The organism is Aeromonas sp. FDAARGOS 1416 (assembly GCF_019048085.1).
GTDB classification, from domain to species: domain Bacteria; phylum Pseudomonadota; class Gammaproteobacteria; order Enterobacterales; family Aeromonadaceae; genus Aeromonas; species Aeromonas veronii.
The window spans coordinates 4,259,748-4,279,946 of sequence record NZ_CP077301.1 but is presented as its reverse complement, the minus strand read 5'-3'; the positions used below and the strand labels follow the sequence as shown (position 1 = coordinate 4,279,946).

Genomic DNA, 20,199 nt, shown 5'->3' with positions numbered 1-20,199 from the left:
GGATCCTCGCCTGCATTAGCGATTCAGTGACCGAACTGACCATGTTGCAGCCTCCTTTCAACGACGCGCAGAGCGAGGGAGAGCGGCAAAAAGATCAGCACGCACATCAAGGTCAGCACCGCCAGCATCTCGTAGGTCTTGTAGTAGAGGGCGATGTAATTCTTGGTGGTGTAGAGCAGCTCTGGCACCGCCACCGCCGAAGCCACGGTTGTCTCTTTGAGCAGGAAGATGAAGTTGGCAAACAGCGCCGGCAGGCTGGCAAGCCAGGCCTGGGGCAACTGCACGTGGCGCAGCAGTTGCCAGCGAGAAAGCCCGATAGCCCTGCCAGCCTCCAGCTGACTGGCGGGCACCGCCTGAATGCCTGCACGCAGCGCCTCGGTCAGATAACCACCGCCGAGGAAGGTCATGGCGATCACTGCCGTGGTAAAGCCCGACAGCGACAAGCCGAGCGCAGGCAACCCGAAATAGAGGAAGAAGAGCTGGATAAGCAGCGGCGTGTTGCGGGCCAGCTCGACATATCCGCGGATCAGGGCGCTGAGCGGCCGCTTGTGCAGACTCAACAGGGCGACGTTGAGCAGGGCAACCGCCAGCGATGTGAGGATTACTATGGTTCCCAGCTGCAAGGTGACCCAGACCGCCTTGCCGAAGGCGGGCAGCGTCGTGAGGATGAAGGGCAGATCCAGATTCATGCCAGGATCCTCCCGTCACGCTGCAGACGCTGGGGCAGCACAGTGATCGCATCCGGGTACTTGATGCCGGCACCGGTATTGAGCACGACAACCTGCTCCTGCTCCCGGATCCAGCCAGCCTCGCGCAGTTGACGAGCGGCAGCAAACGCGGCGGCCCCTTCCGGGCAGACAAAGCTTCCTTCGCGAGAAGCAAGCAAGCGGATCTCGCTCTGGATCGCCTTGTCATCCACCGCGATGGCGCAACCCTCGGTGCGATAGAGGGCGTCCAGCACCAGAAAATCCCCCAACGCCTTGGGCACATTGATGCCGAACGCCAGCGTCCGAGAATCGGGCCAGAAGCTCGACTCGGCGGCTCTCTGTTGCCACGCCTGTACGATGGGAGCGCAACCGCTCGCCTGCACGGCCACCAGCCGGGGCAGCTCACCCTTGACCCAGCCCAGCTCCTGCAGCTCGCACAGCCCCTTGTAGATACCGATAAGGCCGACCCCGCCACCGGTGGGATAGATGATCACATCCGGCAGGGTCCAGCCCAGCTGTTCGGCAATCTCCAGCCCCATGGTCTTCTTGCCCTCAATCCGGTAGGGCTCTTTCAGGGTTGAGGCATCAAACAGGGCGTGCTCCGCTACCGCCTGCGCCACCTGACGACCGGCATCGCTGATCAGGCCATCCACCAGATAGAGACGGGAACCGGCGAGGGAGGTCTCCAGTCGGGTGATGGCGGGAGCTGCCTGCGGCATGACGATGGTACTGCGCAGTCCGGCGCGTGCACCGTAGAGCGCCCATGCAGCCCCTGCGTTGCCGTTGGTCGGCATGGCAAAGTGGGTGACGCCGAGTTCACGCGCGCGGGAGATACCCACCGCTGCGCCACGAGCCTTGAAGGAGCCGGTGGGGATGACGCTCTCGTCCTTCATCCAGAGATCCGGAATACCGATCTGCTTGCCCAGCGTGGGCAGCCGTAGCAGCGGGGTAAGCCCCTCCCCCAACGTCACAACGTGGGCGGGATCCCGCACCGGCAGCAGCTCGTGATAACGCCACAGGCTGGCCGGGCGACCCGACAATGCCGCCGGGTGCCAGGCTCGCTTCAACGCATCGAGATCGTAGCTGGCCAGCAGTGGTGCACCTGCCCGGCTCAGTTGCCAGGGCTGGTCGGCATCATGGATCTCGCCACTCTTGCTGCAACGCAGATGTGATAGGTAGCTATACGGCATGCTTTATCCTGAATGGATCGACTTTGGTCAGTCACTTATTCCATCATGCAATCCAAGTGCCTGATAAAAAACAAAATTAACTGGCAAGCCTAAGTGAAAAAATTCATATGAAGCCGTCTGTTTTCGCTGGCAATCTCATCTGCCAGCAATAAAGAAGGGGAGCCATTGGCTCCCCTTCTGCTCTTCTCTTCCGATTCAAATCTGGAAGTCGATGGCAGGCTCGCTGCCCATGGCGCGGGCCTGAATATCCGCCAGCGCCAGCTCGGGGTTGCAAAGCTGGATAAACTGCCAGGCAAAGTTGTGCTGGAACTGCCCCTGCTTGAGGCCAATCCAGGCGGTGTGGGGGGCAAACAGATGGCTGCCGTCGAGCTGTACCAGCCCCTGATCGCGCTGGGCGTCGAACGCCATGTCGGCCAGTATGCCGACCCCCATCTCCAGCTCGACATAGGTCTTGATGACATCGGAGTCCTGCGCCGTCAGCAGGATCTGCGGTTCAATGCCAGCCGCAGCAAAGGCTTCATCCACCCGCACCCGCCCGGTCAACCCGGCTTGATAGGTGACGATGGGCCAGTTGGCCAGCGCCGCCAGCGTCAGATCCCGCTCGCCTGCCAGCGGATGTTGCTCGGGCACCACGATATTGTGGTGCCAGCGGTAGTAGGGGAATGCCACCACCCCTTCGCTCTTGTCGAGCTGCTCGCTGCTGATGCCGATATCCACCTCGCCGGTCTGCACCAGCCGCACTATCTCCTCCGGGCTGCCCTGACGCAGCTCCAGCTGTACCAGCGGGAACTGCTCGCGAAACGCCTTCACCACCCGCGGCAAGGCATAGCGCGCCTGGGTATGGGTGGTCGCCACCAGCAAACGGCCCGAGTCGCGGTTGGCAAAGGTGCTGGCCAGTTTGCGGATGTTGTTGGCGTCATTGAGAATGCGCTCGGCAATCACCAGCAACTCCTTGCCCGGCTCGGTCATACCGAGCAGCCGCTTGCCGTAGCGGATAAAGAGCTCGATACCGAGCTCCTCTTCCAGCTCGCGGATATGGCGACTCACCCCGGATTGCGAGGTAAAAAGGGCGTTGGCCACCTCGGTCAGGTTGTAATCCCGCCGCGCTGCCTCCCGGATAATTCGTAACTGCTGAAAATTCACCTTGTCGCCTCCTGCGAAGAGTGGGTGACACAAGCTGGTCACCCCCTCATTTTTGTTATTTGGCCGGATCATGCCCCGGCAGAGCGCCTGAACCCGGGCAGCCATGCCACCCGCAACACAACATCAAATCTGGTAATCGGGATAGAACTGCGCCTGCCTGGCCACCAGCCTCACCCCCTGTCCCGGAGCAAACTGCTTGGCCGCCTCCTTGCTCAGCTCCGCCTCGTAGTGGGCCCCTTTGGTCTCGCCATCGCCACGCAGCTCCACCCGAATGCGTGGCCCCATGGGCAACAGACGGGTGATGGTGGCACGGATCCCGCCCGGCGCATCGGCTGGCAAGATCTCCAGCTCATGGGGACGGACATAGGCGATGGCGGCACTGCCGTGAGCCAGATGAGAAGCCGACGGCCCGCCGAGCAGCTGCTCGCCGATGCCGAATCCCTGCTCCGCCACCCGACCGCGGAACTGATTCACACTGCCGAGGAAACTGTGGACGAAGGAGCTGGCGGGCTGGTCGTAGACCTCGGCTGGGGTGCCGATCTGCTCGACCCGTCCGGCATTCATCAGCACCACCCGATCCGCTACCTCCAGCGCCTCCTCCTGATCGTGGGTGACGAACAGGCTGGTGACATGCAGCTCGTCGTGCAGCTCGCGCAACCAGCGGCGCAGCTCCTTGCGCACCTGCGCATCGAGGGCGCCGAAGGGCTCGTCCAAGAGCAGTACCTTGGGCTGCACCGCCAGCGCGCGGGCCAGCGCGACCCGCTGACGCTGGCCGCCGGAGAGCTGGGTCGGGTAGCGCTCAGCCACGTGGCTGAGCTGCACCAGATCCAGCAGCTCCTTGACCCGGGCACGAATGGCCACCTCAGCCGGGCGCTCACTGCGCGGCTTGACCCTAAGGCCAAACGCCACGTTCTCGAAGACTGTCATATGGCGAAACAGGGCATAGTGCTGGAACACGAAGCCGACATTGCGCTCGCGCACATGCAGATCCGAGGCATCCTCGCCACGGATGATGACGCTGCCACTGTCGGCCTGCTCCAGCCCGGCGATGATCCGCAGCAGGGTGGTCTTGCCGCAACCGGAGGGGCCGAGCAGCGCCACCAGCTCACCGTCGTGAAAGTCGAGGTTGATGTCTGCCAGCGCCGCGTACTGATTGAAATGCTTGTTGAGTTGTTGAACCTGAATGCTCATGGCTGCCTCTTTAAAACGGTGATCAGTGAGATTTGGTGGGCTGGGCACGCAGCCGGGCCAACAGGGTTTCCCCCAGCAGGGTGAAGATCCCGAACAGAGCCAAGAGGCTTGCCACTGCAAAGGCGGCGCCGGTCTGGTACTCGTTGTAGAGGATCTCGATATGCAGCGGCAGGGTATTGGTCTGGCCGCGAATATGGCCGGAAACCACCGACACCGCGCCAAACTCCCCCACCGCGCGGGCGGTACAGAGCAGCAGGCCGTACATCAGGCTCCAGCGAATGCCGGGCAGGGTGACGCGCCAGAACATCTGCAGACCGCTCGCCCCCAGCATGATGGCCGCCTCCTCCTCTTCCGGGCCACGCGCCTCCATCTGGGGCAGCAGCTCGCGCACCACGAAGGGCACGGTAATGAAGGTGGTGGCCAGGATGATCCCCGGGGTGGCGAAGATGATCTTGATGTCGTGTTCGCTCAGCCAGTCACCGAACCAGCCGCGGCTGCCGAACATCAACACCAGCATCAGACCGGCGATCACCGGCGACACCGAGAAGGGCAGATCGATGATGGTGATGAGCAGCTGCCGACCGGGGAAGCGGAAACGGGCGATGGCCCAGGCCGCAGCAATCCCGAACAGCAGATTGAGGGGAACGGCGCATAGCGTCACCAGTGCGGTGAGACCGAGGGCGCTCAGGGCATCCGGCTCGCTGATGGCGTGCCAGAAAAAAGCCAGCCCGGGGCTCAGCGCCTGAATAAAGACGGTGGCCAACGGCAGCAGCAACAGGGCGGCAAACCAGCCGAGACCCACCGTGATGAGCAGCCATTTGACCCACTGGGGTTCACGGATCACTGGAGGTGCCTTGCGCACGGGAGCAACCTCCACAGGGGCGACTTCAAGGGCGAGTGTCGATGCGTTCATATCCGGCTCCCTCCGATACGAGACCAGCTCCAGGCCTGCAACTTGTTGATTAGCAGTAACAAAATGAATGAGATCAGCAGCATCACCACGGCAATGGCAGAGGCGCCGGCATAGTCGTACTCCTCCAGATGGCTCATGATCATCAGCGGTGCGATTTCCGAGACCATCGGCAGGTTGCCGGCGATAAAGATGACGGAGCCGTACTCCCCCACAGCACGGGCAAACGCCAACGCAAAGCCGGTGAGCAGGGCCGGGATCAGGGTCGGCCAGAGCACGTGGATAAAGGTCTGCCAGCGATCGGCGCCGAGGCTGGCGGCGGCCTCCTCCTGCTCGCTCTCAGCCTCTCGCAGCACCGGCTGCAGGGTGCGCACCACAAAAGGCAGCCCGATAAAGGTGAGGGCGATAACGACGCCGATGGGGTTGTAGGCGAGCTGGATGCCGAGCGGCGCCAGCAGATGGCCGATCCAGCCGTTGGGGGCGAAAATGGCGCACAGGGCGATGCCGGATACAGCGGTCGGCATGGCAAATGGCAGGTCGATCAACGCATCCACCAGTCGACGACCGGGGAAGGTGTAGCGCACCAGGATCCAGGCCAGGATCAGGCCAAACAGGCTGTTGAGCAGCGCCGCGACAAAGGCCGCCCCGAAGCTCAGGCGAAAGGAGGCGAGCACCCGGGGTGAACCTATCACCTGCCAGAACTCGGCGGCGGTCAGGTTGTTGACCGCAAACAGCACCAGGGCCGAGAGCGGCAACAGCACCAGCAGGCCCAGATAGAGCAGGCTGAACCCCAGGGTGGGGCCAAAACCGGGCAGGACAGAATAAGAACCAAATCGCATAACACATCCATCTGTTATGAAGAATTTTCGATATGGTGATTCTGCGCACTCCCCTCATCGGCAACAAACATCAATTGCGACTTTGCTAATCACTTTTTTGTCTAACCGCAGAGTCACAAGGCTCTTGGCGCACTCCAAATAAAAAAAGGTCTTTTATATAAATAAAAGACCTAAGAAATGGAGCAATACGGAGCGGAGCATTCAAAGAACGGGGGCATGGAGTAGCCAGCGAACAGCGCGCTCGCCAACCCTCCAACCACTTCACAGATACCTAGCGAAAGCCCAATACGACCGGCCGGGGCGATGCGGTCTTGACCGGTGCCACTACCAGCTCACCACGGCGGTAGAGTGCCCCCAGCAAATGCAGCCCCTGATGCCAGTCCCCATGACCTGACTGGGCATTGATATGGCCCGCCTCACCGGCATCGAACAGCGGCACCTGCCACTGACGGCTCCAGTATTCGGCCCGTTCAAAGCTCATCCAAGGATCATTGCGGCTGGCCACCAGCTGGGCCGATACCTGCAGCGGCCCGGCCAAGGCCTCATCCGCAATGCCAAAACGTACGGGATCAGCGGGCGCCACCAGAAAGATCGAGGCCACCTTCTCCGGCTGCAAGCGGGCCGCCGCGATGGCGGTCAGGGCGCCGAAAGAGTGGGCCACCAGATGGACCCGGCTGCGGCGACGTTTCAGCTTGCTCGCCAGCTTGGCACTCCAGACCCTGAGGTCCGGCTTGTCCCACGGTAGCCCGGTCATCCGCTGCCATTGGGGAAAATGATCGTGCCAGCGGCTCTGCCAGTGATCCGGCCCACTGTTGTGCAGACCGGGAACCAGGAGGATCTTGTTCATCTTGGTGCTCCTATCGGCTGGCACAGGGGCCAGTTCAGTGATGGATAACGAAGCTATCAACGACCCGGCTGATAGATCTGGTCAAACAGACCGCCCTGGGCGAAGTGTTTCTTCTGGGCTTTCTCCCAATCCCCTTCCAGATCCTTGACGGTAAAGAAGGCAAGCTGCGGGAACTGGGCTGCTGTCTCCTTCAGGATCGCCGGGTTGCTGGGGCGATAGTGATGTTTGGCGACGATATGTTGCCCCTCGTCAGAGTAGAGATAATCGAGATAGGCCTTGGCCACCGCTTCGGTACCGTGCTTCTTGGCCACCTTGTCCACTACCGCGACCGGCGGCTCCGCCAGAATGGAGACCGAAGGCACCACCAGCTCGAACTTGTCGCTGGCCCCCGCCTGACCAAGCACCAGCAGGGCTTCGTTCTCCCACGCCAGCAGCACGTCACCGAGACCGCGCTCGGTAAAGCTGGTGGTGGCACCGCGGGCGCCTGAGTCCAGCACCTTCACGTTCTTGAATAGATCGCCAACAAACTGCTTGGCCCCCTCTTCACTGCCGCTCTTCTTCAGGGCATAGCCCCAGGCGGCCAGATAGTTCCAGCGTGCCCCGCCGGAGGTCTTGGGGTTGGGAGTCACGATGGCGACATCCTTGCGCACCAGATCATCCCAATCCTTGATCTGCTTGGGATTGCCCTTGCGCACCAGGAAGACAATGGTGGAGGTATAGGGCGAGGCGTTGTTGCCGAGACGACTCTGCCAGTCGGCAGCGGTCAGCCCCTCCTTGGCGATAGCGTTGACATCGTAGGCCAGCGCCAGCGATACCACGTCGGCCTCCAGTCCATCCACCACAGCGCGGGCCTGCTTGCCGGAGCCACCGTGAGACTGGCTCACCACCACGTCGTCGCCGGTTTTGGCCTTCCACTCCTTGGCAAAGGCGGCGTTGTACTCCAGAAACAGCTCGCGGGTCGGATCGTAAGAGACATTGAGCAGGCGGATCTCGGCGGCATTGGCCTGGCCAAATGCCAGCAGAGAGAGCAGGGTCAGGGCGGTCATTCGCAGTTTCATGGTGATACTCCATATCTTGTTGGGTTGAGAACAGCATGCCGTGGAGTTGTTATGCCCAGAAGAAAGAAATAACTCTTTGCTTATCTCTTTTGCTCATATCAACTCAGCCACCCGCACCGGAAGCCGGACGCAGACTCTGTGAGCCATGCCCCTCTGGCCCCTTGCTCGCTGTGCCATCATGGGAACAAGGCAGGCAGATGACGAAAAGGAAGTCGTTATGTGGATCAATGCAGAACCGGTCAACGGAGCCCTGGTCTCGCTGGCCATCGGCCTTATCATCGGGCTGGAGCGGGGCTGGCAGGTGCGCCAGCTGGGGGATAACCAGCGCATCGCCGGGATGCGTACCTACGGCCTTATCGGCCTGCTCGGCGGGGTATGCGGTTTGCTGCTACCGACTCTGGGCCCCTGGCTGCCACTGCTCGGCCTGCTGGCGGTGGTGATCGGCTGCGGCCTCTCGGTCTGGCTGGCCCAACGCTGGCAGGGGGAGTTTGGCCTCACCAGCTCGGTGGCCATGCTGCTCACCTATTTGCTGGGGCTGATGTCGGTGCTGCTGAGCCCGAGCGAGGCGGTGGCCTGCGCCGTGCTGGCCGCCCTGCTGATGGGGCTCAAGGGCAAGATCCAGCAGGGGATGCTGTTTCTCAGCGAAACCGAATTTCACGCCACCCTGCGCTTTCTGCTCATCTCGCTGGTACTGCTGCCAGTACTGCCCAACGAGGAGATGGGGCCCCTCGATGCCTTCAACCCCTTCAAGATCTGGCTGATGGTGGTGGTGATCGCCGGCATCTCGTTTTGTGGCCACTTCGCGGTGCGGCTGCTCGGTACTCGCGCCGGGCTGGTGCTCACCAGCATACTGGCGGGATTGGCCTCCTCCACCGCCCTTACCCTGCAGTTCGCCCGCCTCAACAAGGAGCAGGGGGGACTGGAACGGCTGCTGGCCACCGGTATCCTGCTGGCGGGGGCCACCATGTGGCTACGGCTGCTGGTGCTGGTGCTGCTCATTCACAGCGAGCTCGCGATGCGCCTCGCCGCCCCGCTCGTGTTGCTGGCGACCACAGTGTACGGCTTTGCCTTCTGGTTCTGGCGCCAGCGCGAGGAGCTGACTGACGGCCCGGTACAGCCGGAAACCAGCAACCCGCTCGATCTGGCCACCGCCATCAAGTTCGGCCTGCTGCTGGCGTTGATCGGCTTTATGGCAACGCTGCTGCAAGACAAGGTAGGCAACTCGGGGGTCTATCTGCTGGCGCTGGTGTCGGGGATCACCGACGTGGACGCCATCACCTTGTCGCTCTCCCAGCTCTCCCACAAGGAGCTGGCGCTGGAGGTGGCGGCCCGCGGCATCCTGCTCGCCGGGCTGGTCAACTCGCTGGTGAAGGGGTTGCTGGCCATCGGCATCGGTGGTCGCAGTCTGGGGCTGCGGGTGCTGCTCCCCTACTTCGTCTCGGCCCTGCTGATCCTGCCCCTCGTCTGGCCAGCAGGATGACGGGGATCACCTGCCAGAAGTGACAGACTGACGCCTCTCGCGCTTGTCACGTATACTGCCCCCTCTTGCAGCATGAGGAGGTAGCAATGGCGAGCGACTGGGACAAGGTACTGGCAGGCGGGGCGCTGGATGGCCAGAGCGAGGAGATAGCGAACGACCGGATCCGCGGTCAGGCGCTGCTGGCCCGGCTCAATGGTTCACCTGCAGGCGATGGCCCTCTGCGCCAGCAGATCTGCCGCGAGCTGTTCGGCCACTGCCCCGACTCCTGCTGGATCAGCACGCCCTTCACCTGCGAGTTTGGCCGCAACATCCACATCGGCGAGAAGACCTTCTTCAACTTCAACGTCACCATTCTCGATCTGGGTGAAGTGCATATCGGCAGCCATGTGCTGCTGGCCCCCAACGTGCAGATCTACACCGCCACCCACACCACGAACTATCTGGAGCGACGCAACTGGACCGCCTACAACAAGCCGGTGCGGATCGGTGACGACTGCTGGATTGGTGGCGGCGCCATCATCTGCCCCGGCGTCACCATAGGGCCGCGCTCCATCATAGGTGCCGGCGCCGTGGTCACCCGAGACATCCCGGCTGACTCGGTGGCGGTGGGCAATCCGGCCAAGGTGATCCGCACCCTCAAGCAGGACGAGGAGCGCTGCTGGGAGTTGGCCCAATGATGGCGCTGGCGCTGCTGCCGCTGGGCTGGACCCTCTGGCTCGGCCTCGACAGCCAGCAGTGGTGGCCACTGGCCGCACTGCTGACCATGAGTCTGCTGACGCTGGCGGCCTACGCCTGGGACAAGCGGCAGGCGGTGCGGGGCGAGTGGCGCATTCCCGAATCCCGTCTCCATCTGCTGGAGCTGTGCGGCGGCTGGCCGGGCGCACTGGTGGCCCGCCAGTGGCTACGTCACAAGACCCAGAAGCGCAGCTACCGGCTGGTCTTCTGGTTTATCGTGCTGCTGCACCTCACCCTGTGGGCGCTCTGGGTCGGGCGGCCACTCTGGCAGCAATAGCCAACTGCATCACAAAGGCTAAAAGGGCCCCATTGCGGCCAATTGGCGGCTGTGAGAAAACAGAACGGATCCCATCAGCGTTTTCGCCGTTTATAGACGACAAGGAGTCGTGACATGACCATGTGGACAGGCATAGTCCTGATCGTATTTATCAGCCTATTGTTCGGATATCTCGGCAAACGGGCCCGCTATCAGATGGGGGATGCCCGCATCACCGACCGCCTCGGCAAGCAGGATATGATCATCAGAGAGTTGCAGGAGCGGGTCGCCAATCTGGAGGCGATCGTCATAGAGGAAGAGAAACGGCGTCCGTTCCGGGAGCTGTGATTTTTTCACCGCCAGGTTTCAGATACAGAGAGGGCTGCATGATGCAGCCCTCTCTTGTTTGAACTGATTCAGATTGCCAACGGCAGCAACTCGGCATAGTCGCGGATCGCCGGAAAAGCGGTAATGCTCTGCTCCGGCTTGCAGCTATCCGGATTCTGGATCGCCAGCTGATAGCCGATGCCATAGTCGGCGGCAGCCCGCAGGATCCGCTCGCTGTCATCCACAAACAGGGTGCGGGCCGGATCGAACGCCAGCCGCTGTGCCAGCGCCTGCCAGCAGTGCTGACTCTCCTTCGACCAGCCCAGCTCGTGGGTACTCACCATCAAATCCAGATGGTCGCGGAGCCCCAGCTGTGCATCCTTCACCGACAGGCTGGCGGGGTGGGCGTTGGTGAAAAGCACCAACTGCTTGCCCGCGGCACGCAGCGCGGCCAGAAAGGGGATGGCGTGGGGACGCCACTGGATCTTCGCCAGCAGCTCCTGCTTGAGGGCACGGATGTCGAGCCCCAGGGTCTCGCTCCAGTAATCCACGCAGTACCAGTTGAGGGTGCCGTTGACGGCGTGATAGTGGACATCGATCTGCGCTTTGGCTTCATCCAGCGGTAGCCCGAGCCGCTCGGCGTAACGCTCCGGCACCAGCTGCTGCCAGAGGTGGTTGTCAAAATGCAGATCGATCAGGGTGCCATCCATATCGAGCAAGACGGTATCTATCTGGTGCCAGAGCAAGGTGGTGGAGCAGGAGTGTGGCATCGGGCCTCTTGATCGCGGATCTCGGAAAACGGGGCGGCAGTATAACGGATTTTTCCTCCCCCTTTCCCCTCCCTGCCCCGTGGTGTTCGGTGTGGGAGTCGTTTACTCTTGAAACACGATTTTTTAACGAGCCGTCACCCCTGATGAGTGAGCACCACAAAAGCCCCCCCGAACAGATTTCGATCGACCAGCTGGAGCAGGAGAAGAGCAAACCGGAGATCCTCAAGGCCGAGATAGTGGCCGAGAGCCGGCTGTTCAGAGTGGAATCCCTCCACCTCAAATTCTCCAACGGCGAAGAGCGGGTCTACGAGCGGATGCGCGGCGGCAATCGTGGTGCCGTCATGGTGGTGCCACTTTTCGATGCCCACACCCTGCTGCTGGTGCGCGAATATGCCGCTGGCACTCACTCCTACGAGCTGGGCTTTCCTAAAGGGCTGATCGACCCGGGCGAAGATGCCTTCGAGGCGGGCAACCGGGAGCTGATGGAGGAGGCGGGCTTTGGCGCCAACAGCCTGACCCTGCTCAAGCAGGTGTCGCTGGCGCCCGGTTACTTCTCCAGCCGGATGGATATCCTGCTGGCCCGGGATCTCTTCCCCGAGCAGCGGATCGGCGACGAGCCCGAACCGCTGGAAGTGATCCCCTGGCCGCTAAACCGGATAGACGAATTGCTGGCGCGACCCGACTTCACCGAGTCGCGCAGTATCAGTGCCCTGCTCCTGGCCCAGAAGTGGCTGGCGGAGCAGGCAAAGTAGCCCGCAGACGGGCAGTTAACAGACAGAGGATAACGAGATGCAGGAGTTGTTGGCCTGGGTGCCGGGGGTCAAGGAGATTGCCCGCGAAGCCGGAAGGATCCTTCACGACATCTATCACGGCGGTCAGTTCGAGTGTCAGCTGAAGGAGGATGCGACCCCGGTCACCAGTGCCGATCTTGCTGCCGATGCCTACCTCAAGCAGGCGCTCTCGGCGCTCACTCCCCACGTTCCCGTGCTGACTGAAGAGGCGGCCGACATCCCCTTCAGCCAGCGATCCAACTGGCGGCAGTACTGGCTAGTGGATCCCCTCGACGGCACCGGCGAATTTATCGCGGGCAGCGGCGACTTCGCCACCCTGATCGCCCTGGTGCGGGACAATGTGCCGGTGCTCGGGGTCATCTACGCCCCCGAGTCCAACGTGCTCTACTGGGCGGTGCGCGGCTACGGCGCCTTCAAGGAGGTGAATGGCGAGGTACTGCCCATCAGCGCCATGCATCACGAGCATGACCAGCCCGACTCGCTGGTAGTCGCCATCAGCCGCCGCCAGAAGCTGGAGAACCTCACCAGCCGCCTCAACCCGGCCATCAACTACGAGCTGATCCCGCTTGGTTCCAGCTCCCTCAAATCCTGTCTGGTGGCGGAAGGTGCGGCCGATTGCTACGTGCGGCTCGGCCCCACCGGCGAGTGGGACACCGCCGCCGCCCAGTGCATCGTCGAGGCAGCCGGTGGCCGTATCCTCAGCCTGGCGTTGCAGCCGCTCAGTTACAACGAAACCGAGTCGCTGGAGAACCCTGACTTTATCGTGATGGGGGATCCGGATCTCGCCTGGGGCAGCATTCTGGCCCACTAGACGAGTAGCGATATCATCACACCAGACAAGCAGGCGGCCCGATGGCCGCCTGCTTTTTCAGGGAAGTTGCCCCGGGTGATGGCCGGTGTGATCCGCTGGTCAAGGCACTCTTGAACAGCGTGATACGCTGGCAAAGCGGCAAAATGATAGTGAAACATCACAATCGGTCGGCGAGAAATGGTGCGATTTTTCACGTAATTCTGAAAACACCTGATTAGCCAAAATAAAAAAATGATAGCAGATCAAATTTTGGTTTTATATTTCACAAAAATCACCAATATCAGTTTCGTTCAATTCTGTGAACCAGATTCCATTCCCAATCTCGCTGGCTAAACCCCGCAATGGCAGTGATATGTTTCAGTCTCGCTTTTTGAGAATTAAATCCCGATAAACCACAATAAGCTCAGATTAAAACACTAGCAAAAAGTGAATTAGTAATGAGTTTATCTGTAGAAGCTACCAAGGAGCTATCCGGTTCCTGCTCCACCACGGCCAGCACCACCCGCTGGCGCCGTCACGACACCCACTGGGTCATCAGCCTGTTTGGCACCGCCGTTGGCGCCGGTATCCTGTTCCTGCCCATCAATCTGGGTCTGGGCGGGATCTGGCCTCTCGTCATCGTCGCGGTACTGGCAGGCCCCATGACCTTCCTCGCCCACCGCGGGCTGGCGCGCTTCGTGCTCTCCTCGTCACGCCCCCACGCCGACTTCACCGAAGTGGCGGAGGAGCACTTCGGCAAAATGGCCGGCCGCCTTATCTCGGCGCTCTACTTCCTCTCCATCTTCCCGATCCTGCTCATCTACGGGGTCGGGCTGACCAACACGGTGGAGAGCTTCATGGTCAACCAGCTCGGCATGGCGACCCCGGATCGGGTGATGCTCTCCGGCCTGCTGGTGTTTGCCATGATCGCCGTGATGCTGGCGGGTGAGAAAGCGATGCTGCGCGCCTTCGCCTTTATGGTCTATCCGCTGGCGGCCATTCTGGCGGCCCTCTCCTGCTACCTGATCCCTCAGTGGCAATGGCCGGAAGTGACCGCGTTTGAAGGGGTCAGCTTCCTCAACACTGTCTGGCTGGCGCTGCCGGTCACCGTGTTCGCCTTCAGCCACGCCGCTGCCATCTCCGGTTTTGCCAACGTGCAGCGCCGTGAATATGGCGAGCAGGCAGAAGCCAAGAGCGGCCTGATCCTGCGCAACACCACAGTAATGCTGGTGGGCTTCGTGCTGTTCTTCGTCTTCTCCTGCGTGCTGAGCCTCTCGCCAGCCCAGCTGGCTGAAGCCAAGGCCCAGAACGTCTCTGTGCTCTCCTATCTCGCCAACATCACCGATAACCCGGTGATCGTGACTCTGGGACCGCTCATCGCCTTTATCGCCATCAGCTCCTCCTTCCTTGGCCACTTCCTCGGTGCCCGTGAAAGCCTGAAAAGCCTGATCGCCAAGCCTACCGGCCTGCCGCTGGCCAAGGCGGACAAAGTCGGTATCGCCCTGATGTTCTTCTCTATCTGGGGGGCCGCCGTCATCAACCCGGGCATTCTGGGGCTGATGGAGACCCTCTCCGGCCCGGTCATCGCCATGATCCTGTTTATCATGCCGGTGATTGCAATCTACAAGGTGGAGGCGCTGGCCCGCTTCCGTCACGGCTGGACCAACGGCTTTATCCTGCTGACCGGTTCGCTGGCGGTATCGGCGCTGATCTTCAGCCTGTTGAAGTAACGACTCGCAGCAGAAAACAAAAAGAGAGGCGACCTTGGGTCGCCTCTCTTCTCTCTGTTCGGGTGTGAGCTCAGCCCAGCCTGGCGCCGTTCTCCACCGCTTGCTCGGGGATAGCCATCACTACAGCGCCATCCGGCCGATAGAAACCGGTCAGCAGAAACTCCGACTGAAACGGGCCGATCTGCTTGGTCGGGAAGTTGACTACGGCGATGATCTGGCGGCCCACCAGCTGCTCTGGCTGGTAGAGTGCGGTGATCTGGGCGCTGCTCTTGCGAATCCCCAGTTCAGGGCCAAAATCCGCCCACACCTTGTAGGCCGGTTTGCGCGCCTCGGGGAACGGCTCGACCCGCACCAGGGTACCCACCCTCAGCTCCACCATCTCGAAATCCTGCCAGCTAATCGTCTCCATTTCGGCTCCTGTTTATCGTGCACCTTGCATGACCCGCAGCATGGCCCAAAGAGAGAAGGCTGTCTTCGGCGATCAGCCGTTTCGTTGCGGCAGGTGGCCGTTTTGCTGGCGCCAGAGGGACGGAGTGAGCCCGGTCTCGGCCAGGAAGCGCTCGCCGAAGGCCCCCTGATTCTGGTAGCCGCAGCGGCTGGCAATCTCCCCAACGGGCAGTTGCGTACCGGCAAGCAGGGTTCGCGCCAGTGCCATGCGCCGACTGCGAATGTAGTGGGAGACGCTTACCCCCAGTTGTTGGCGAAAGGCGAGCTTGAACTGGCTCTGGCCAAGGCAGGCGATGGCGGCGAGTTGCTGATTGGTCAGCGGGGCGGCGAGATTGGCATCGATATGGCGCTGCACCTTGAGGATGCGAGCGGCAAGACGCGGGGTGGCAGTGCTCTGCATCCCCTGCCCTTCCGCCAGCAGGGAGAGCCACACCTGCGCCATGCCCGCCACCTGCCGCCCTTCGGCCACCATGCGGTGCAGAAAAGCGAGGTAGTGGCGCTGGGGCTCATCCAGCTCGATAAAGGGGTGAGCCGCCAGATCGCCGGGTAGCCAGTCGCTCTCCTGCACCAGAAACGAAAGCGCGGGATCGGCGGCGTAGTCGTGCCGCTCGCCGGGAGCGATGATGCAGGCAGAACCGGGGGCAAGCCTGCGCCCCCGGCCCTGCACCTCGATCTCGAGGGGGCCGTCGAGGGGGATCACCAGCTGGGCAAAGTCGTGGCTATGGCTGCAGAAGTGGTGGTGATAGTGGCGCAGGCTGAAGCGGGACATGGCAGATAGCAATGACGCGGCCAGGGCCGCGTCATTGGGGGTTATTCCTTGTCGAAATCTTCGATCTCTTTGCCCAGCGCTTCCATGATGGCGCGCGCTTCGGCCGGGACACTGTCCGGTTGATCCTTGCGCAAGTCTTCGTCGCAAGGGAGCGGCTGGCCGGTGAAAGCGTGCAGGAAGGCTTCACAGAGCAGCTCGCTGTTGGTCGCATGACGCAGGTTGTTCACCTGACGGCGGGTGCGCTCATCGGTCAACACTTTCAACACCTTGAGCGGGATCGAGACGGTAATCTTCTTGACCTGTTCGCTCTTCTTACCGTGTTCCGCGTAGGGGCTGACGTAGTCGCCGTTCCACTCTGTTCCCATGACTCACCTGTTCTCATTTAGCCGTGAGCGCGGATTTTAACCCTTAAGGAAATTAATGGCAATCCAACAGCAAAGCCATTTAGACGTCTGGAAGTGTTGACGGCTTTTTTAAGCTGGCGTAGTGTGGTTCATCATGATGCCAGCATTGGCACGATTGCGTGTGGCAAAAGCAGCGTGGCAGGAAGAGCGGCCACCGTCCAGAGAGATCAAGGAGAGAAACATGACCCACAAGGCCACCCTGGCGGTTCGCACCGGGATTGAGACAGACCAGCAACACGGTGCCGTGGTGCCGCCTATCTACCTCTCCAGCAACTACACCTTTGCCGACTTTGGCGAGCCCCGTCAATACGATTATGCCCGATCCGGCAATCCGACCCGCACCAATCTGGCAGACGCGCTGGCGGCGCTGGAAGGGGGCGCTGGCGCCGTGGTCACCGGCACCGGCATGGGCGCCGTCCATCTGGTCACCACGGCACTGCTCAAGGCTGGGGATCTGCTGATTGCCCCTCACGACTGCTACGGCGGCACCTGGCGCCTGTTCGAGTATCTGGCGGCCAAGGGCCACTACCGGGTGCAGTTTGTCGATCAGGGTGACGAGGCCGCTCTGGCCGCCGCGCTGACGCAAAAGCCTGCGCTGGTATGGGTCGAGACCCCCTCCAACCCGCTGCTGCGGGTGGTGGATATCAGCGCCATTGCCAGCGCCGCCCACGAGGTGGGTGCGCAGGTGGTGGTGGACAACACCTTCCTCTCCCCCCTGCTGCAACAACCGCTGGCCCTCGGTGCCGACGTGGTGGTGCACTCCACCACCAAGTACATCAACGGTCACTCAGACGTGGTGGGCGGAGTGGCGATTGCCAAGGAGGCAGCACTGGCCGAGTCGCTGGTGTGGTGGGCCAACTGTCTGGGGCTCACCTCCGGGGCGTTCGACTCCTACCTCACCCTGCGCGGCCTGCGCACTCTGGCCCCCAGATTGCGCACCCATCAGGAGAACACCGACCGCATCCTCGCCTTCCTGCAACAGCAGCCGCTGGTGAAACGCATCTATCACCCCAGCCTGCCGAGCCATCCGGGCCACGACATTGCGCGCCGTCAACAGTCCGGCTTCGGCGCCATGCTAAGTTTTGAACTCGATTGCAGCGAGGCAGGCATTCGCGCCTTCCTCGCGGCCCTCACCCTCTTCTCGGTGGCCGAGTCCCTCGGCGGGGTGGAGAGTCTGGTGGCCCATCCGGCCAGCATGACCCACAGGGCCATGACCCCGGCGGCGCAGCAGGCAGCAGGAATCAGCGCCCAGCTGCTGCGGTTGTCGGTCGGTATTGAACACGGTGAAGACCTGGTGGCCGATCTGGCTCAGGCTTTTGAACAGGCGCAGCAGGCAGAACAGGTAGCGAAGTAATGGAACAGCAGCAACAAGGAGAGATCGCGGTGGCAGCAGAAGCAGGATTGAAGCGACGTCACGTCCACAAATTCGGTGGCAGCAGTCTGGCGGATCCGGTCTGTTATCGCCGGGTCGCCAGCATCGTTGAACAACAGATGGGTGGCGACGAGCTGATCGTAGTCTCCGCCGCTGGCAAGACCACCAACCGACTGATCCAGCTGGTGGAGCTGGCCGAAGCGGGGGACGAAGCCGCCGGTGAAGCCATCTCTGCCCTGCAGGCCTATCAGCAGAGCCTGATCGACGGCTTGCTGGAGGGTGAACTGCAGCTCGATCTGAGCAAGCAACTGGCCGACGACATGCAGCTGATCGCCAAAACGCTGGAAGGGCAGTTTGACCGCTTCGCCCGCAACGGCCTGCTCGCCTTTGGCGAAGTGTGGTCGGCGCGCCTGCTGGCGGCCCTGCTCACCAGCCGAGGCGACAAGGCTATCTGGCTCGATGCCCGCAGCTTCCTGCGCGCCGAGGATGGCGCTCTGGTCAAGGTGGATACCGCCCTCTCCAGCGAGCTGCTCAAGGCGCGGCTGGCCGAACATGCCGGTCGCATCGTGGTAACCGGCTTTATCGCTGCCGACATGGAGGGGCGATCCCTGCTGCTCGGTCGCAACGGATCCGACTACAGCGCCAGCCTGTTGGCGCTGCTGGCAGACGGCGAATCCACCACCATCTGGAGCGATGTGGCCGGGGTCTATAGCGCCGACCCGCGCCGGGTGAAGGAGGCTCGCCTACTGGAGCGCCTGAGCCTCGCCGAAGCCAACGAGCTGGCCCGTCTTGGTTCTTCGGTATTGCATTCGCGCACTCTGCAACCTGTGGCCGACAGCCGCCAGCGCCTCACCCTACGCTGCAGCTACAACCCGGACGAGGGCTGCACCCATATCCTGCGCCGCGCCCCCCGCTCCGGCGGCGCCCGCATCGTCTCCTCGGTGGATCAGATCGCCCTCATCGAGCTGAAGGTACTGCCGCAAACCAACTACGAGCAGACTGTGGCCACCATCGAGGCCCATCTGGCCCGCCACCGCCTCAACCCGCTCACCCTGCAGCGCCAGCCGGATCGCCGGATCCTGCGTCTCGCCTACACCCTTGAGGTAGCACAGGGCGCCTTCGAGCTGCTGCGCGACTTCCAGCTGCAAGGGAGCTTCACCGGCCTCATCCAGAAAGAGGGGTTCAGTCTGGTGGCGCTGGTCGGCGCCGGTGTCACCGACAACGCGGAGCAGTGTCACCGCTTCTATCAGCTGCTGGCAGATCAACCGCTGGAGTTCGTCCAGGTAGCCCGAGATGGCCTGAGTCTGGTGGCCGTGCTGCGTCAGGTAGTGCTGGAGCCGCTGCTCATCGCCCTCCACAGCGCCCTGTTCAGCCGCCCGACCCGGGTCGGGCTGGTGGTGTTCGGTAAGGGCAATATCGGCGGCCACTGGCTGAGCCTCTACGCCCGCGAAAAGGCGCGGCTGGAACATGAACTCAATCTGGCGCTCACCCTCTACGGGGTGTTCAGCTCGGAAGGGGGCCTGCTCGATGAAGAGGGGCTCAACCCCCTCAAGGTACAGGACAACTTCAACCCCAAACCGCTGATCTGGCAGGAGTTGCTCTCCCAGCTTGAGCAGCACGGCTTCGATGCGCTGATTGCGCTGGACATGACCGCCAGTGAAACGGTGAGCCGCTACTACCCGGATTTTGCCCAGCTCGGCATTCACATCATCGCCGCCAACAAGTTTGCCGGTGCCGCCGACAGCGAGTTCTACCAGCGCATCAAGCAGACCTGTCGCGACCATCAGGTGCAGTGGCGCTACAACGCCACCGTGGGCGCCGGGCTGCCGATCCAGTCCAGCATCCAGATGCTGCGCCAGAGCGGCGACCGCATTCAGGGGGTCTCCGGCATCTTCTCAGGCACCCTCTCTTGGCTGTTCCAGCAGTATGACGGCTCCCGCCCCTTCTCCGAGCTGGTGGACGAGGCGTGGCAGCACGGCCTGACCGAACCGGATCCCCGCGAGGATCTCTCCGGTCAGGATGTGCGGCGCAAGCTGCTTATTCTGGCGCGGGAAGCAGGCTTCGAGCTCGACTCCGCCGATATCGAGCTGGAGAATCTGGTGCCCGTCACGCTGCGCAAGGTGACCGCCGATCAGTTCATGGACAGACTGAAAGAGCTGGATGGCCCGATCCAGACCGCCTTCGAAGGGGCCAAGCGCCTCGGCAAGGTACTGCGCTACGTCGCCCGCTTCGAGCATGACGGCAAGGCGCGGGTCGGACTGGAGGCGCTGGAGCCCCACCACCCGTTTGCCAACCTCTTGCCGTGCGACAACATCTTCGCCATCGAGAGCGACAGCTACCGCACCAACCCGCTGGTGATCCAGGGGCCGGGGGCAGGCCGGGAAGTGACCGCCGCCGCTATCCAGTACGATCTGTGGCAAATCTGCGCCAGCCTCTAAGGCTG

At 62.2% G+C, this 20,199-nt stretch carries 21 protein-coding genes; 9 read left to right on the top strand and 12 right to left on the bottom strand.

Annotated elements, in window-relative coordinates:
- Positions 1 to 23: 23 nt before the first annotated feature.
- From I6L46_RS19520 to I6L46_RS19485, 8 genes are all read right to left on the bottom strand, one after another.
- Entirely contained in the window at positions 24 to 689 is a 666-nt protein-coding gene (locus I6L46_RS19520; RefSeq protein ID WP_040067357.1) for an amino acid ABC transporter permease, read from the bottom strand.
- Positions 686 to 1,897: a threonine synthase gene (locus I6L46_RS19515; RefSeq protein ID WP_216976815.1), complete on the bottom strand. Its 1,212-nt coding sequence runs from the start codon at positions 1,895 to 1,897 to the stop codon at positions 686 to 688. Before I6L46_RS19515 ends, I6L46_RS19520 begins: the two co-directional genes overlap by 4 nt.
- Positions 1,898 to 2,092: 195 nt before the next feature.
- Positions 2,093 to 3,040, bottom strand: coding sequence for an HTH-type transcriptional regulator Cbl (gene cbl, locus I6L46_RS19510; protein ID WP_042030338.1), 948 nt, complete (start codon positions 3,038 to 3,040; stop codon positions 2,093 to 2,095).
- A gap of 123 nt (positions 3,041 to 3,163) precedes the next feature.
- Positions 3,164 to 4,231, bottom strand: coding sequence for a sulfate/molybdate ABC transporter ATP-binding protein (locus I6L46_RS19505; RefSeq protein ID WP_181497617.1), 1,068 nt, complete (start codon positions 4,229 to 4,231; stop codon positions 3,164 to 3,166).
- 22 nt (positions 4,232 to 4,253) lie between these two features.
- Positions 4,254 to 5,144 carry a sulfate ABC transporter permease subunit CysW gene (gene cysW, locus I6L46_RS19500; protein WP_104015986.1) on the bottom strand — a complete coding sequence of 297 codons (891 nt, stop codon included), beginning with the start codon at positions 5,142 to 5,144 and terminating at the stop codon, positions 4,254 to 4,256.
- On the bottom strand, positions 5,141 to 5,980 hold the full coding sequence (cysT, locus tag I6L46_RS19495) for a sulfate ABC transporter permease subunit CysT (protein WP_216976812.1): 840 nt from the start codon (positions 5,978 to 5,980) through the stop codon (positions 5,141 to 5,143). The genes cysW and cysT overlap by 4 nt, the downstream gene beginning before the upstream one ends.
- 271 nt (positions 5,981 to 6,251) lie before the next feature.
- Positions 6,252 to 6,827: an alpha/beta hydrolase gene (locus I6L46_RS19490; RefSeq protein WP_216976809.1), complete on the bottom strand. Its 576-nt coding sequence runs from the start codon at positions 6,825 to 6,827 to the stop codon at positions 6,252 to 6,254.
- Positions 6,828 to 6,883: 56 nt separating this feature from the next.
- Positions 6,884 to 7,885 carry a sulfate ABC transporter substrate-binding protein gene (locus I6L46_RS19485; RefSeq protein WP_216976807.1) on the bottom strand — a complete coding sequence of 334 codons (1,002 nt, stop codon included), beginning with the start codon at positions 7,883 to 7,885 and terminating at the stop codon, positions 6,884 to 6,886.
- 217 nt (positions 7,886 to 8,102) lie between these two features.
- On the opposite strand from I6L46_RS19485, the gene I6L46_RS19480 reads away from it, so the two are divergent.
- The 4 genes from I6L46_RS19480 to I6L46_RS19465 all read left to right on the top strand — a co-directional run bounded on the left by I6L46_RS19480 (position 8,103) and on the right by I6L46_RS19465 (position 10,704).
- On the top strand, positions 8,103 to 9,365 hold the full coding sequence (locus I6L46_RS19480; RefSeq protein ID WP_216976805.1) for a DUF4010 domain-containing protein: 1,263 nt from the start codon (positions 8,103 to 8,105) through the stop codon (positions 9,363 to 9,365).
- 86 nt (positions 9,366 to 9,451) lie between these two features.
- The gene (locus I6L46_RS19475; protein ID WP_216976803.1) at positions 9,452 to 10,042 is read left to right on the top strand and encodes a sugar O-acetyltransferase; all 591 of its coding nucleotides are present in this window, start codon (positions 9,452 to 9,454) and stop codon (positions 10,040 to 10,042) included.
- Positions 10,039 to 10,377 carry a DUF1294 domain-containing protein gene (locus tag I6L46_RS19470; RefSeq protein WP_043850033.1) on the top strand — a complete coding sequence of 113 codons (339 nt, stop codon included), beginning with the start codon at positions 10,039 to 10,041 and terminating at the stop codon, positions 10,375 to 10,377. Before I6L46_RS19475 ends, I6L46_RS19470 begins: the two co-directional genes overlap by 4 nt.
- A gap of 114 nt (positions 10,378 to 10,491) precedes the next feature.
- Positions 10,492 to 10,704, top strand: coding sequence for a hypothetical protein (locus tag I6L46_RS19465; RefSeq protein WP_216976801.1), 213 nt, complete (start codon positions 10,492 to 10,494; stop codon positions 10,702 to 10,704).
- Positions 10,705 to 10,772: 68 nt separating this feature from the next.
- Here I6L46_RS19465 and yrfG read toward each other — a convergent pair whose 3' ends face one another.
- The gene (gene yrfG / locus I6L46_RS19460) at positions 10,773 to 11,453 is read right to left on the bottom strand and encodes a GMP/IMP nucleotidase (protein WP_216976799.1); all 681 of its coding nucleotides are present in this window, start codon (positions 11,451 to 11,453) and stop codon (positions 10,773 to 10,775) included.
- 143 nt (positions 11,454 to 11,596) lie between these two features.
- On the opposite strand from yrfG, the gene nudE reads away from it, so the two are divergent.
- The 3 genes from nudE (at position 11,597) to I6L46_RS19445 (ending at position 14,764) form a co-directional block, all read left to right on the top strand.
- Entirely contained in the window at positions 11,597 to 12,205 is a 609-nt protein-coding gene (nudE, locus tag I6L46_RS19455) for an ADP compounds hydrolase NudE (RefSeq protein ID WP_058058568.1), read from the top strand.
- Positions 12,206 to 12,242: 37 nt separating this feature from the next.
- Positions 12,243 to 13,055, top strand: a complete 813-nt coding sequence (gene cysQ, locus I6L46_RS19450; protein WP_216976797.1) for a 3'(2'),5'-bisphosphate nucleotidase CysQ — start codon at positions 12,243 to 12,245, stop codon at positions 13,053 to 13,055.
- Between the two features lie 437 nt (positions 13,056 to 13,492).
- A complete protein-coding gene (locus I6L46_RS19445; protein ID WP_103252478.1) occupies positions 13,493 to 14,764 on the top strand; it encodes an aromatic amino acid transport family protein in 1,272 nt (423 codons plus the stop codon).
- Positions 14,765 to 14,834: 70 nt separating this feature from the next.
- On the opposite strand, the gene I6L46_RS19440 is transcribed toward I6L46_RS19445, so the two are convergent.
- The 3 genes from I6L46_RS19440 to metJ form a co-directional block, all read right to left on the bottom strand.
- Positions 14,835 to 15,173, bottom strand: coding sequence for a tRNA-binding protein (locus I6L46_RS19440; RefSeq protein WP_005343050.1), 339 nt, complete (start codon positions 15,171 to 15,173; stop codon positions 14,835 to 14,837).
- Between the two features lie 72 nt (positions 15,174 to 15,245).
- Positions 15,246 to 15,980 carry an AraC family transcriptional regulator gene (locus I6L46_RS19435; protein ID WP_042053270.1) on the bottom strand — a complete coding sequence of 245 codons (735 nt, stop codon included), beginning with the start codon at positions 15,978 to 15,980 and terminating at the stop codon, positions 15,246 to 15,248.
- Positions 15,981 to 16,021: 41 nt separating this feature from the next.
- Complete coding sequence (gene metJ / locus I6L46_RS19430) at positions 16,022 to 16,345, bottom strand: met regulon transcriptional regulator MetJ (protein ID WP_005340251.1); 324 nt, start codon at positions 16,343 to 16,345, stop codon at positions 16,022 to 16,024.
- Positions 16,346 to 16,565: 220 nt separating this feature from the next.
- Here metJ and metB point away from each other — a divergent pair, with 220 nt between their 5' ends.
- Positions 16,566 to 17,738, top strand: coding sequence for a cystathionine gamma-synthase (gene metB, locus I6L46_RS19425; protein ID WP_216976795.1), 1,173 nt, complete (start codon positions 16,566 to 16,568; stop codon positions 17,736 to 17,738).
- Positions 17,738 to 20,194, top strand: a complete 2,457-nt coding sequence (locus I6L46_RS19420; RefSeq protein ID WP_216976793.1) for a bifunctional aspartate kinase/homoserine dehydrogenase II — start codon at positions 17,738 to 17,740, stop codon at positions 20,192 to 20,194. Before metB ends, I6L46_RS19420 begins: the two co-directional genes overlap by 1 nt.
- Positions 20,195 to 20,199 lie beyond the last annotated feature (5 nt).